This is a genomic window from Nesterenkonia populi (assembly GCF_007994735.1).
GTDB classification, from domain to species: Bacteria; Actinomycetota; Actinomycetes; order Actinomycetales; family Micrococcaceae; genus Nesterenkonia; species Nesterenkonia populi.
Genome location: NZ_VOIL01000001.1, coordinates 1 through 12,305, shown reverse-complemented (window position 1 = coordinate 12,305; position 12,305 = coordinate 1). Strand labels below are relative to the sequence as shown.

Sequence of the window (12,305 nt, the reverse complement as noted above, 5' to 3'; positions counted from 1 at the left end):
ATGAGTATGCCCTAGGAGGGGGAGAGGCGGAGCTCACTCCTCCTCGTCGGTGTCCTCGTCCTCAGCGTCCTCGTCGGTCTCGCCGTCGATGTCGATGCCCTGCTCCTCGAAGTAGCGCTCAGCGCCGGGGTGCAGCGGGATGTCGCCGATCCCGTAGAGGGCCTCGTCGATGTCGATGCTCTCACCCTGGGCCACGGTGACGTCGTCGATGTTTTCGAACAGCGCAGCGGTGATGTCGTAGGCGAGATCCTCGCTGACCTGGGTCGTGGAGGCCACCAGGGCGGCGAACACCGACAGGGTGGTGACGTCCTCCTCGAGGAAGTCGTAGGCCTCGGCATCGATGGTGTACGCCTCGAACAGGCCGTCCTCGGCGATCTCCTCGGCATCCTCCTCGGGAAGGGAGATCAGCTCAGTGTCGGTGGACTGAGCGAGCTCAGTCAGGGACCCCACCGGCACGCCGACCACGAACATGGAGGCGTCGATCTGGCCGTCGGCCAGCATCTCGGTGGAGTCGCCGAACTCGGTCTCCTCGGTGGTGTAGTCGATCTCGTAGTGGTCAAGGATCGCGTCCGAGATGGCGCGGGTGCCGGATCCGACGTCGCCGACGGCGATGGTGGCCCCCTCGAGGTCCTCGATGGACTCGAAGCCGGAGTCCTCACGGACCACGATGTGCATGGCTTCGGGGTAGAGGTTGGCGATCCAGCCGAAGTTGTCGACCGTGATCAGCTCCTCATCCTCGTCGTCGTCGCTGATGTCGAGCTGACCGTTGACAGCATTCATGGCGGTGTCATTCTGGGACAGGGCCAGCTGGGCGGTCTCCTGCAGAATGCGGCCCAGGTTGTCCACGGAGCCGCCGGACTCGACATAGTTCACGGTGGCATCGGTCTCAGCCTCGAAGATGGACTGCAGGTCACCGCCCAGCGGGTAGTAGGCGCCGCTGGTGCTGCCGGTGGCGAACTCGAGGTCCTCGATGAAGTCCTCCTCATCGCCGACCTCAGCCTCGGCATCGCCCTCGCCGTTGTCTGCGGCGTCATCGCCGTTGCCGCAGGCTGCCAAAGCAGTCATCGCGGCGATAGCGGTCATTCCGGCGGTCAGCCGGGTCATTCGACGAACGCTCATAAGGTTCCTCCTGCAAGTGGTGGCGCGAGCTCGGCTGAACGCCAGCCGAGGCTTGGGTGCACACAGGCTATGCGACCCGCCCCGCCCACGACCAGCTCAAGAGTGACCCGAAACACAACCGTTACATGGCAGGGGGTGTGAGCCGCGCTGCCGGGACACGGCTCGGAGTGAGGAGACTCTCAGGGCTTGCGTGTTCACGTCCTCTCCGAGCCCACGGCCGCCTCGTCCCAAAGCCGGCTCCATTAGGGTGGACTCCATGGCTGAGAAGGTTGCACTCATCACCGGCGGAACCCGCGGCATCGGACGTGCGATCGCACGGGGCTTGGGCCGTGATCACCACCTGATCATCGGCGGCTCGAACCCCGATCGAGTCCAGGAAGCTGTGGAGACGCTCACTCAGGCGGGCGCCAGCGCCTCCGGGTGGACCGCGGACCTGCGGAAGGTGGAAAGCATCGAATCCGATGTCGCTGATCTGGGTCTGAAAAGGCTGGATGTGCTGGTGCACAGTGCTGGTGCGGCCTGGCTGCAGCCGGCTGCGGAAGCCACCCCGGACCAGTGGCAGGAGATGTTCAGCGTGAACCTCTTCGCCGTCGCGGAGCTGACCCGGGTCACTCTGCCCCTGCTGCGCGAGTCCGCGGGGCAGGTCATCTCCATCAATTCCGGGTCTGGATTCGTAGCCCGGGTGAACAGCGCCATGTACTCGGGCAGCAAGTTCGCCCTGCGCGCGTTCACCGACTCCCTCCGGGAGGAGGAGCGCGGGAAGGTTCGTGTCACCTCCATCCACCCCGGCCGGGTGGACACGGATATGCAGGTGGATCTGCAGAAGCAGTCCGGCAGCACCGACTACGACGGCAGCATCTACGTCTCCCCTCAGTCGATCGCGGAGACGGTCCGGACCGCCGTCGACCTCGACCCGGCCTCCACGGTGGAGGAGCTGGTCATCCGTCCCGTCGCCCAGAAGCGCTGACCTGATGGCACGGACCTGATCGTTACGCACCTCACTGAGGACGTCGGCCGATCAGTCGAAGCGGACGAAGCTGCGCAGGCTCGCGGTCTCCACATCGCGAAGCAGCCTGTTGGGGTCCTCCGTATAGATGGACCACCCGACGGCGTCGTACAGCTCCACCAGCTGATCAGTCGTGGGGACGACGTCGTCGCGGAGCTGCATCAGAAGACGATGGTGGTGCTGCCGTGGCGCAGAACCCGATCCTCGCAGTGCCACTTCACCGCGCGGGAGAGCACCGCCCGCTCGACGTCGGCGCCGTAGCGGGTCAGCTGTGCGACATCGTCCGCATGGGAGACGCGGATGACGTCCTGCTCGATGATAGGTCCCTCATCAAGGTCCTCAGTGACGTAGTGGGCGGTGGCGCCGATGAGCTTCACGCCGCGGTCCTTGGCCTTCTGGTAGGGGCCCGCGCCGATGAAGGCCGGCAGAAAGCTGTGGTGGATGTTGATCACCGGAGCGCCGACCTTCTCCAGGAACCTGGGGGAGAGGATCTGCATGTAGCGGGCCAGCACCACGAGATCAACGTTTCCCTCCAGCAGCTCAAGGTGCTTTGCCTCAGCCTCCTCCTTGGTGCCGGGCGTAGCAGGCACGTGGAAGAACGGGATGCCGAAGGTGCGCACGTCCTCTGCGAGGTCCGGGTGGTTGGAGACCACCATGGCGATGTCCATGGGCAGCTCGCCGCGGCGGTGGCGCCAGAGCAGGTCCAGCAGGCAGTGGTCGGTCTTGGACGCGAAGATCGCCACCCGTTTGGGCCTGGAGGTGTCGTGCAGGGACCACTCCATCCGGAACCGGTCCGCCAGCTGCTCCTGAATCGCTCTCTCCACCTGGGGGCGGGCGGCAGCCAGGCCGGGGAGGTGGAATACTGTGCGCTGAAAGAACTGCCCGCCCTCAGGGTCCGTGGAGTACTGGTCGAGGGTGATGATGTTGCCGCCCAGGTCCGCGATGGTCTGGGAGACTGCGGCCACGATGCCGGGCTGGTCCGGGCAGGAGATGATCAGGCGTGCGATATCGGCAGAGTCAGTCACAGCGGACCATCCTACGGTTTTTGCCTCCACGAGTTCCCTGCTAGACTCTTTGAGTCCTAATCCTCCATAGCTCAACGGCAGAGCACTCGACTGTTAATCGAGCGGTTGCTGGTTCGAATCCAGCTGGGGGAGCAGAAAAAGTGGAGGGCCCCAGTCACACACTGGGGCCCTCCACTTTTTTGCGCGCTTATGGCAGCTGCGGCCTTCCGTCCTGAGGAGAGCCTACGATTGAACGCGTGACCGACCTTCAGAAGCTCACTGTGTTCACCGGCAGCGCCTCTGGGGCTGACCTTGCCTATCAGCGGGAGACCCGCCGGCTCGGCGCCGCACTGGCCCAGTCCGGTGTCGAAGTCGTCTACGGCGGCGGCAAAGTCGGACTGATGGGGCAGATGGCCGACTCCGTGATAGAAGCAGGCGGTCGTGTGACCGGGGTGATCCCTGAAGTGCTCGTGGAGCGTGAGATCGCCCATCAGCGGCTCACGCAGCTCGAAGTCGTCGAGGACATGCATGCCCGCAAAGCCCGGATGGGGCAGCTGGGCGACGCGTTCCTCTCGCTCCCAGGCGGCATGGGAACCCTCGAGGAGCTCTTCGAGGTGTGGACGTGGCAGTACCTCGGCATCCACGCCAAGCCTGTGGCTCTCTACAACACCGCGGGGTTCTGGGACCCTCTGCTGAGCATGATCGACCACCAGGTCGCTGAAGGGTTCATCGCCGAATGGCGGCGCGATGCTCTTGTCATCGCAGACACCCCGGAGGGCCTGATCTCTCAGCTGCGAGCATGGAAGCCTCCGCGCGAAGACCTCACCTGATCGCGCCAGAAGCAGAGCCGGCTTTCCGGGCACGCTGGGATGCTCAATCTCAGTTAGGGTGGCCTTATGTCGGATAAGCCGCGCAAGCCCCGCCGCCAGACTCTGCTCTACGTGGTCCGCCGCGAGCAGCTCACGCCCCATATGGTGCGTCTGGTGCTCGGAGGCGAGGGCTTCCGGGACATCGAATTCAAGGAAGACACCGACCAGTACATCAAGGTGCTCTTCACGGACCCGTCACTGGGGCTTGAGCCCCCATACGACATGGACGCCCTGCGTGAGCAGCTGCCTCCTGAGCAGATGCCTGCCACCCGGACCTACACCATCCGGCACATCGACCGTGAGGCGGAGCAGATCTGGGTCGACTTCGTCGTCCACGGCGACGACGGCCTCGCCGGGCCCTGGGCTGCGCATGCTGAGCCGGGGGAGAAGGTGTGCTTCTTCGGGCCCGGCTCCGGCTATTCACCTCGTCCGGAGGCTGACTGGCATCTGCTGGCCGGTGACGCGGCAGCCCTGCCTGCCATTGCCTCCTCATTGGAGGCCATGGGTCCCGACTCCGAGGGGCTGGCCCTGATCGAGGTGCACGGCGAGGCCGAGCAGCAGCCGATCGCCGCGCCCGCCGGAGTGGAGGTCCGCTGGCTGCACCGCGGCGGCGACTTCGCCCCTGAGACAACCCTGCTCGCCGCAGCCATTGAGGAGGTTGAGCTGCCGCAGGGTGACGTGCAGGTGTTCGTGCACGGAGAGCGCGCACAGATGAAGACGATCCGGCGTCACCTCGTCAAGGAGCGGGGCCTGAGCCGCAGAGGCCTCTCAATATCCGCCTACTGGGCCCATGGCCGCAAGGAGCAGGAGTTCCAAGCCGAGAAGAGGACGCCCGCCGGTCAGATCGAGGAGGACTGAGCCGGTTCCGCGGGCGCGCACCTGCCTTCGCGCCCGGAGCTCTATCCGGCAACTCCTGAGCTGGTTCCCATCACCAGGGCCACCACCAGCATCCCGGCGAACAGCAGCACTGTGGCTGCCGCGCAGGGCCCGGCCCACTGGCTGTAGCCCTTGAGCTCGTGATCCTTCCTATCGCGCATCGTGCCGGAGAGCAGCAGGAACAGGTCGATGATCGTCCAGGCACCGGTGACCGACATGGTTCCGAGCGCCAGGCCCAGCTCGTCAATGGCGAAGAGCACCAGGGCGGCGCAGAACAGAAGGGTCTTCACCGCGGCGGTGGCAATGAGGCCCAGATACCAGCGCTGGGCACCGATGAGACCGCCGACGACGGCGGCAGCCCATGCGATCAGGAACTTCTTCTCGCTGATGGGCCGGTTCTCGTGGGCGCGCCGATCGTCCTCCGTATAGGTGTTGGCATACATCTCATCGAGGTCGTAGTCGCGCACGGCCCCAATGCTACGCCCGGGCCAGGCGGTGTCAGCCAGCGCACGTCTGTGAATGCGTGTGACATCATCCGGCGGCGGGTTCACTTCGGTCCCCTATTCTTTCTGGGCCGAAGAACCGTCCGCGGCGCACATCCGCAGCCCGGAGGGCCCGTCCCCACAAGGAGCTTCTCCTCAGCTATGGCGACCAGTCTCACCAAGATCGACAGCTCGGTCTTCAAACCCGCCCCAACCTGCGCGGCACCCCCGACGCCGGACCCGGCGAAGCCGCCGCAGCCCCGGAAGATCAGCATCTTCCTTCTGCTGGCGGCGGGCCTGCTGGCCTGGGTGTTCTTCTCGAACACGATGCGCGACGGCGTCGAGCAGGGCGTCTACTTCGGGGTTCTGCTGATCCTCGGCCTGGGGCTGGGCATCGCACTGTTCCACTCGAGATTCGGCTTCACCTCCGCGTGGCGGCAGCTGGTGGCGGTCGGCAACGGTCAGGGGCTGCGCAATCACGCGCTGCTGCTGGGCACCACGGCGACGATCTTCATGCTGCTCTTCGTCACCGGCTGGTCGGCATTCGGCAACGAGCCGACCCCGTACAGCGGAACGATCGGCGTGGGGCTGTTCCTGGGCGCGTTCATCTTCGGGATCGGCATGCAGCTGGGCGGCGGCTGCGCCTCCGGCACCCTCTTCGCCGTGGGCTCCGGGCAGTCAACGGTGGTGCCTACCCTGATCGGCTTCATCGCCGGCTCGGTCATCTTCACCACCCCGTGGTTCTTCGCACTGGTCCGGGACCTGCCGGGCATGGAGCCTGTGCTGCTCTCGGACCACGTCGGCTATGTCGGCGGCTGGGGCATCACGATCCTCGCCCTGCTGGCCCTGATCGGCATTTCGAAGGTGATCCAGGCCCGCCGCACCCCTCCGCCGGCAGGCACCCCGCCGACGGCGCGCGGCTGGGCCCGTGCGGTCCGGGGCTCCTGGCCCATGTGGGTCGGCGCCCTGGTGCTGGCCGGTCTCGGCGGCGCGGTGATGTGGGTCTCCGGCGGCATCTGGGGCGTGACCAACGCTCTGGCGCTGTGGGGCGCGAGGTTCCTGCAGCTGCTGGGCCTGCAGCCCGAGACCTGGGAGTTCTGGCAGCAGGACGGCTGGGCTGAGATGATCGCCGATCCGGTCCTGTCCCACCAGAACTCGCTGACCAACTTCGGCATCATGATCGGTGCCGCGATCGCCGCCGCCGCCGGCGGCTCCTGGGTGCTCAACCGGGACATCAGATGGAAGCACGTGGGCGTCGCGCTCTTGGGCGGGATCCTGATGGGAATCGGCGCCCGCCTGGCCGAAGGGTGCAACATCGGAGCCTACCTGGGCGGCATCGCTTCCGGCTCGGTCTCCGGCTGGCTGTGGGCGCTGGCGGCGCTCGCAGGCACCTGGGCGGGGCTGAAGTGCCGCTCCTTGGCGGGACTGGCCAACCCGCGGCCCACCGACTCGGTCTGCTGACCGACAGCGGCTGACCAGGGGCGTCGACCCTGCCGCCCCGGTGCAAGGGAGACGGTGGTGATAGTTTGGAGCAGACTGACCAGCACGTTCCTCACCGGATGGAGGCACCCACCGTGGCAGAGCACGCTGCGCCGAAGAGCAAGCCCAAGACCTCGATGGTCGATGTCGTGAAGCTCCTGCTGCGCCTGGGGCCCAAGCAGATCAACGACGAGATCGGCGTCGCCGTCGCCCAGATGAAGGCCAAGGGCGTGGCAGCCGGGATCGCCGCGGCCCTGATGGTGATCGGACTCGTGTTCGTCATCTTCCTGGCGGTGGCGCTGATCGTGGCCGCCATTGCCGGCCTCTCCCTGATCTTCGAGCTGTGGGCCGCCGCCCTGATCGTCGGCGCCGCCTTCCTGCTCATTGCGCTGATCTTTGTGCTGGTGGGCCTGTTCAAGCTCAAGTCCGCCATGCCCCTGAAGCCTGAGGACGCCATTCGAGGGTTCCGCCTGGATCTGGGAACGGTGCGCGAGGGCAGCAGCTTCGACCCGGCCCGCTTGGACCGGGCCGATGAGCGGAAGCGTCAGGCCAAGGCGGAGGCCAAGCGACAGGCCGCTGAGCAGCGGAAGAAGCCGGGCACGGGCGAGCCGGAGAAGCCGAACTACACCGAGCTGCTGCGGCGCACGGCTCTGCGCCGTGAGCACATCGCCGGGCTGCAGGACCAGATTGCGGCCCGCCTGCCCAAGGGCAGGGCAGCCGAGGACGAGCTGGCCTCCAGCCCCGTGGAGCCGAATCCTGCCGCCCAGCAGGAGAGCCGCAGGGCGGACCAGGCCCGTGAGTTCGTCTCTGAGCGCTGGAAGCCGCTCTCGGTGGCTGCCGGCGCCACCGCGGCAGGCGCGGTGTTCCTGCGCGAGCTGGTCAGGCGCTGACCGCTCACCGGCGCGCAGTAGACTTTCCTCCGTGAGACTCATCGGTGCCGGGACCAGGGACGGTTTCGAGTACACCGTGCGCGAGACCTTCTGGACAGCGCCCAACATCGTCACCGTCCTGCGGTTCCTGCTGGTGCCGCTGTTCGTCTGGTTCGTGCACGACGGTGCCTACATGGCCGCATTCTGGACTCTGGTGGTCCTCGGCGTCACCGACTGGGTCGACGGGTTCGTCGCCCGTGCCTTCGACCAGATCAGCACCGTGGGCCTGTGGCTTGACCCGCTGGCAGACCGGGTGGCGATGATCATCATTGCCCTGACCCTGGTGGGCTACGGGGTGGTCCCCGTCTGGGTGCTGTGGACCATCCTGATCGCAGACGCCCTGCTGCTGGTCACGGGGCTGTCCCTCTTCCGCGGGTCTCCCCAGCTGAAGGTCTCCCCGGTGGGCAAGGTCCGCACCGCGCTCGTGATGCTCGCCTTCCCTCTGAGCCTGCTGGTCCCCGCGGAGCGCTTCGACACTGACGTGCTGCCCTTCATCGTCGAGTCCGCGCTGCTCGCCGCCTGCGTGCTGCACGCTGTTGCCTGCCTGGACTACATATGGCAGCTGTGGGCCAAGTTCCTCCGGCTGCGCCGCCAAGGCATCAGCAGCTGGGACCGCAGCGCCTGGGTGGTCCCAGCCACCGCTCCCATCCAGATCGTGGACCCGGAAGACCTCATCGACCCTGAGGATCTGGAGCCTGTAGACCCGGCCGTCCTGTACCCGGGGGCTGTGCCTGAGGCCCAGGCCGGCGAGACAGCGCCCCGGAGGGCCAGCACCCCGTGAACGACCCTGCGCCTGAGCCTGACCGTGCCCCGCTGCGGGTGCTGATCGTCGCCGACACCTACCCGCCGGACGTCAACGGCGCCGCCGTCTTCGGCCACCGGCTGGCCAAGCACATGGCATCGCGGGGCCACGAGGTGCACATCGCCGCTGCCCGGCCCGGGCCGGGCCGGGACACTGTGGAGGAGAGCCCCGAGGCCACCATCCACCGGTTCCGCTCCTTCAAAGCTCCCACCCATGAGTACTTCCGACTCTGCCTGCCATGGACCGTGGAGCCTGCCATGCGGCGGCTGGTCGACGAGATCCGGCCTGACGTCATCCACGTCCAGTGCCACTACATGATCGGCAAGGCGGGGATCCTGGCCGCCCAGCGCCGCCGGATCCGCCTGATCGCCACCAACCATTTCATGCCGGAGAACCTGGACCCGTTCCTGCCGTTCCCCCAGTGGTTCAAGAACGTTGTCTCCCGGAACTCGTGGAGGGACATGAGCAGGCTGATGGGCCGAGCCAACGTGGTCACCACCCCAACCCCTCTGGCCGCGGAGACGATGAGGGAGAAGGCGGGGTTCGAACGGGTTCTGCCGCTGTCCAACGGCATCGATGTCGACTACTACGCCCTGCGCCCCGGTGAGCAGAAGCCGGTGAGGGAGCACCCGACAGTGCTTTTTGTGGGCCGTCTCGCGGTGGAGAAGAACGTGGACGTGCTGATCGACGCGATCGCCAGAACTGACCCTGCCCTGAACATCAGGCTTGAGGTCGTCGGAGATGGGGAGCAGCGCGATGTGCTCCGCGAGCAGGTCGATGAGCTGGGGCTCGCCGGCAGGGTGGATTTGCGTGGGCACCTCGAGGAGGACGAGCTGCGGCGGGCCTACCTGGCCGCGGATGTGTTCTGCCAGCCGGGAACAGCAGAGCTGCAGTCGCTGGTGTCCTTGGAAGCGATGAGCGCGGCCAAACCGGTGGTGCTGGCCGACGCCCTGGCTCTGCCTCACCTCGTCTCAGAGGGGCAGAACGGGCATCTGTTCACCCCCAACGACTCCGAGGACCTCGCTGAGCAGCTGGAGAAGGTGCTCCGGCGCCCCGCCGCTGATCGGGAAGCGATGGGACAGGCCAGCCGGGAGAGGGCCGGTCAGCACGACATCGGAAAGATCATGGCCGCCTATGAGGGGCTTTACTGCGGGGCTGACTGGTGGGACACCGGTCAGTTCTTCGACGACTGAGCTGATGCCGCCGCGGCCAGCAGACGCTCCGCCGAATCCTCCCAGGAGTAGGCCGCAGAGCGTCTCCGGGCAGTCTGGCTGGCCTCGGAGAAGATGTCCGGGGCCTCCAGCCTGCGCACCGCGGAAGCCAGCTCCTCCGTATTGGTGACGACCTGAGCGGCGGGGGTGCCGGCGGCGTCGCCGGCGATCTCCCGGAAGATCGGCAGCTCGGAGACGATCACGGGGGTGCCGTGGCTCATCGCCTCGATCACCGGCAGCCCGTACCCCTCTGCCTGGGACAGTGTCACCAGGGCGGCTGCCCTGTGCAGCAGCGCTCGGTACTCCTCCTCGGAGATCCCGTCGTGGAAGACCAGCTGATCAGGGTCTGCCGCCGATGCGATGAGCTCGCGCCGTCGCGCCCCGGTGAGCGGGGAGCACAGGTGAAGCCGGTATTCCGGCAGGCGGTTCAGCCCCTCAATGATGCCTTCCACGTTCTTGTACCCCATGAATGACCCCATGTAGAGAAGCTCCCGGGCTGGCAGGCACCCAGGGTCCCTGGGCCGGCTCACCGGCTGCGGGGCGTTGGGGATCAGGTGGATAGGCCGCTTGGTGAGCCGGTGCTGCGTGATCAGCCCGGCGGTGGTTTCGGACACGGTGGCGACGGCGTCGGCCCGGTTCAGCGTCCACCGCTGCGGGGCGTAGCTGAGGTGGTAGAGCCTCCACCCGGCCCGCACCGGGGCGGCCAGGTCCCGCGGGGGAGTGCGGTGCTGGTAGTAGATCAGGTCGTGCAGCGTGAGGATCAGCCGGTAGCGGCGTCCGGCGCTGCCCATGGTCTGCATGGGGGAGAAGACGACGTCGGGGGAGTGCGGGTTGATCTGCCGGGGCACCAGCGGCTCCCGGGGGGAGGTCGGGGAGCTGATTCGCAGGTGCGGCAGATCGGGCAGCATCGTCAGCTGTGCAGGATCACTGATCAGCATGGTCACCTGTGCCCGGGAGGCGAACGTGGGGGACCCAAGCGTCTCCACCAGGGAGGCGGTGTAGCGGGAGATCCCGTCGTGGACGCGGGTGCGCACGTACCGGCAGTCCACGAACAGTCGCATGCACGACATCATGCCGCATTCAGGCTGCGTCCGGTCTGACCTGGAACGATTCTGCCCGATGCGTACGCTCCAGTACTGGACCACCGGCCCCAGCACCTCCGAGATCCGTGAGACGGACGTGCCTGTGCCCGATGACGGTGAGGCGCTGATCGAGACGCTGGTGTCCGGGGTATCCCGCGGCACTGAGGGGCTGGTGCACCGCGGGGAGGTGCCCGACGCCGTCGCGCACCTGATGCGTGCCCCGAACCAGCTGGGAAACCTGCCGCACCCGGTGTCCCACGGGTACCTCAACGTCGGCGTCGTCCGTGAGGGGGCTGAGCATCTGGTGGGACAGCGGGTCTTCACCCTCTCCGGGCACCGGCAGCACGTGGTGATGAGCACGGAGGACTGCCACGTGCTTCCCGCCGGGATGTCGGCGGAGCGGGCCCTGCTGGCAGGGATCGCGGAGGTGGCGCTCAACGGAGTCTGGGAGGCGCAGCTCACCCTGGCCGACCGTGTCGCAGTGGTGGGGGCCGGGTTGGTGGGCCTCTGCGCGGGACTGCTGGCCGAGCGGGCGGGGGCCCATGTGCTGATGGTGGATCAGAACGAGCGCCGTCGCGCCCTGTGCGAGCGGCTGGGACTGGCTGCCGCGGCACCGGAGGAGGCCGGCGGGGATCAGGATGTCGTTCTCCATACCTCCGCGTCCGCAGCCGGACTGGAGACCGCGCTGCGGATCATCGGCGACGACGGCGCCGTCGTCGAGCTCTCCTGGTACGGGACAAGCGCCCCGCAGATTCCCCTGGGCTCCGACTTCCACGCCCGGCGACTCCGGATCCTGGGGGTGCAGGTGGGGGAGGTCGCCTCCCCCAAACGGCTTCGCCGCACCCGCACCGAACGTCTCGCCACCGCACTGGGCCTGCTGGCTGACGAACGCTTCGACGCGCTGATCACCGGGCGCTCGCCGCTCACACAGCTTCCGGCGGAGATGAACCGCCTTCTCGCCGACCCTGAGACGATCCTTCACGTGATTGACTATCCCGCACACCAGCATCCCATCGACCCAGGAGAGCATCTGTGACTGATTCCAGCACCGTCGCCCCCACCTTCCGGCTGACAGTCGATGATCATCTGATGATCGCCCATTCGCTGCAGCACGAGTTCTTCGGCCCCGCCCAGCAGCTGCACGGGGCGACCCTGAGGATCCGCGCCAGCTTTCAGAGGCAGGGTCTGGACGAGCACGGGGTCGTCATCGACATCGGCCAGGCCTCCGGGCTGCTCGCCCAGGTGCTGGAGCCGCTGCGGTACAAGAACCTGGACGAGCACCCTGACTTCGCGGAGAAGTTCTCCACCACCGAGGTGATCGTCCAGTACATCGCGCTGCAGCTCGCCGAGGCGCTGCCTGCCGGCCACGGGCTCAAAGCCTTGGAGGTGGAGGCTGAGGAGAACCCCGCGGCCCGGGCAGGCGTACGCATTCAGCTCGCTGAGTGA

The 12,305-nt window shown here is 67.1% G+C and carries 14 protein-coding genes and 1 tRNA gene; 10 read left to right on the top strand and 5 right to left on the bottom strand.

Going from position 1 to position 12,305, the window contains the following annotated elements; genetic code table 11:
* Positions 1-33 precede the first annotated feature (33 nt).
* Positions 34-1,119, bottom strand: coding sequence for a TAXI family TRAP transporter solute-binding subunit (locus tag FWJ47_RS00070; RefSeq protein WP_246126090.1), 1,086 nt, complete (start codon positions 1,117-1,119; stop codon positions 34-36).
* A gap of 256 nt (positions 1,120-1,375) precedes the next feature.
* On the opposite strand from FWJ47_RS00070, the gene FWJ47_RS00065 reads away from it, so the two are divergent.
* Positions 1,376-2,086, top strand: coding sequence for an SDR family oxidoreductase (locus tag FWJ47_RS00065; RefSeq protein ID WP_147102701.1), 711 nt, complete (start codon positions 1,376-1,378; stop codon positions 2,084-2,086).
* A gap of 51 nt (positions 2,087-2,137) precedes the next feature.
* Here the strand turns inward: FWJ47_RS00065 and FWJ47_RS11955 are convergent, their stop codons facing one another.
* On the bottom strand, positions 2,138-2,287 hold the full coding sequence (locus FWJ47_RS11955; protein ID WP_170228409.1) for a hypothetical protein: 150 nt from the start codon (positions 2,285-2,287) through the stop codon (positions 2,138-2,140).
* Positions 2,287-3,150: a formyltetrahydrofolate deformylase gene (purU, locus tag FWJ47_RS00060; RefSeq protein ID WP_211358934.1), complete on the bottom strand. Its 864-nt coding sequence runs from the start codon at positions 3,148-3,150 to the stop codon at positions 2,287-2,289. Before purU ends, FWJ47_RS11955 begins: the two co-directional genes overlap by 1 nt.
* A gap of 60 nt (positions 3,151-3,210) precedes the next feature.
* Here purU and FWJ47_RS00055 point away from each other — a divergent pair.
* The 3 genes from FWJ47_RS00055 (at position 3,211) to FWJ47_RS00045 (ending at position 4,856) form a co-directional block, all read left to right on the top strand.
* Positions 3,211-3,282 (top strand) — tRNA-Asn (locus FWJ47_RS00055).
* 104 nt (positions 3,283-3,386) lie between these two features.
* A complete protein-coding gene (locus FWJ47_RS00050) occupies positions 3,387-3,959 on the top strand; it encodes an LOG family protein (RefSeq protein WP_147102697.1) in 573 nt (190 codons plus the stop codon).
* 66 nt (positions 3,960-4,025) lie between these two features.
* Positions 4,026-4,856 carry a siderophore-interacting protein gene (locus FWJ47_RS00045; RefSeq protein WP_147102694.1) on the top strand — a complete coding sequence of 277 codons (831 nt, stop codon included), beginning with the start codon at positions 4,026-4,028 and terminating at the stop codon, positions 4,854-4,856.
* A 41-nt stretch (positions 4,857-4,897) separates the two neighbouring features.
* Here FWJ47_RS00045 and FWJ47_RS00040 read toward each other — a convergent pair whose 3' ends face one another.
* The gene (locus tag FWJ47_RS00040; RefSeq protein ID WP_147102692.1) at positions 4,898-5,341 is read right to left on the bottom strand and encodes a hypothetical protein; all 444 of its coding nucleotides are present in this window, start codon (positions 5,339-5,341) and stop codon (positions 4,898-4,900) included.
* 177 nt (positions 5,342-5,518) lie between these two features.
* Between FWJ47_RS00040 and FWJ47_RS00035 the strand changes: the two genes are divergently transcribed.
* The 4 genes from FWJ47_RS00035 to FWJ47_RS00020 all read left to right on the top strand — a co-directional run bounded on the left by FWJ47_RS00035 (position 5,519) and on the right by FWJ47_RS00020 (position 9,759).
* A complete protein-coding gene (locus FWJ47_RS00035; RefSeq protein ID WP_147102690.1) occupies positions 5,519-6,817 on the top strand; it encodes a YeeE/YedE family protein in 1,299 nt (432 codons plus the stop codon).
* Between the two features lie 113 nt (positions 6,818-6,930).
* The gene (locus tag FWJ47_RS00030) at positions 6,931-7,725 is read left to right on the top strand and encodes a phage holin family protein (protein ID WP_170228408.1); all 795 of its coding nucleotides are present in this window, start codon (positions 6,931-6,933) and stop codon (positions 7,723-7,725) included.
* Between the two features lie 31 nt (positions 7,726-7,756).
* The gene (locus tag FWJ47_RS00025; RefSeq protein ID WP_147102686.1) at positions 7,757-8,545 is read left to right on the top strand and encodes a CDP-alcohol phosphatidyltransferase family protein; all 789 of its coding nucleotides are present in this window, start codon (positions 7,757-7,759) and stop codon (positions 8,543-8,545) included.
* Positions 8,542-9,759 carry a glycosyltransferase gene (locus FWJ47_RS00020; protein WP_147102683.1) on the top strand — a complete coding sequence of 406 codons (1,218 nt, stop codon included), beginning with the start codon at positions 8,542-8,544 and terminating at the stop codon, positions 9,757-9,759. The genes FWJ47_RS00025 and FWJ47_RS00020 overlap by 4 nt, the downstream gene beginning before the upstream one ends.
* Here the strand turns inward: FWJ47_RS00020 and FWJ47_RS00015 are convergent.
* Positions 9,741-10,838, bottom strand: coding sequence for a glycosyltransferase family 4 protein (locus tag FWJ47_RS00015; RefSeq protein WP_147102681.1), 1,098 nt, complete (start codon positions 10,836-10,838; stop codon positions 9,741-9,743). The two genes, FWJ47_RS00020 and FWJ47_RS00015, sit on opposite strands and share 19 nt — an antisense overlap.
* A gap of 58 nt (positions 10,839-10,896) precedes the next feature.
* Here FWJ47_RS00015 and FWJ47_RS00010 point away from each other — a divergent pair, with 58 nt between their 5' ends.
* A complete protein-coding gene (locus tag FWJ47_RS00010) occupies positions 10,897-11,895 on the top strand; it encodes a zinc-dependent alcohol dehydrogenase (protein ID WP_246126089.1) in 999 nt (332 codons plus the stop codon).
* On the top strand, positions 11,892-12,305 hold the full coding sequence (locus FWJ47_RS00005) for a 6-pyruvoyl trahydropterin synthase family protein (protein WP_246126088.1): 414 nt from the start codon (positions 11,892-11,894) through the stop codon (positions 12,303-12,305). Before FWJ47_RS00010 ends, FWJ47_RS00005 begins: the two co-directional genes overlap by 4 nt.

Coding starts and splice junctions, on each gene's coding strand:
- FWJ47_RS00015 (WP_147102681.1), bottom strand. CDS start 10,838: ATGCGACTGTTCGTGGACTGCCGGTACGTGCGCACCCGCGTCCACGAC.
- FWJ47_RS00045 (WP_147102694.1), top strand. CDS start 4,026: ATGTCGGATAAGCCGCGCAAGCCCCGCCGCCAGACTCTGCTCTACGTG.
- FWJ47_RS00010 (WP_246126089.1), top strand. CDS start 10,897: ATGCGTACGCTCCAGTACTGGACCACCGGCCCCAGCACCTCCGAGATC.
- FWJ47_RS00070 (WP_246126090.1), bottom strand. CDS start 1,119: ATGAGCGTTCGTCGAATGACCCGGCTGACCGCCGGAATGACCGCTATC.
- FWJ47_RS11955 (WP_170228409.1), bottom strand. CDS start 2,287: ATGCAGCTCCGCGACGACGTCGTCCCCACGACTGATCAGCTGGTGGAG.
- FWJ47_RS00065 (WP_147102701.1), top strand. CDS start 1,376: ATGGCTGAGAAGGTTGCACTCATCACCGGCGGAACCCGCGGCATCGGA.
- FWJ47_RS00035 (WP_147102690.1), top strand. CDS start 5,519: ATGGCGACCAGTCTCACCAAGATCGACAGCTCGGTCTTCAAACCCGCC.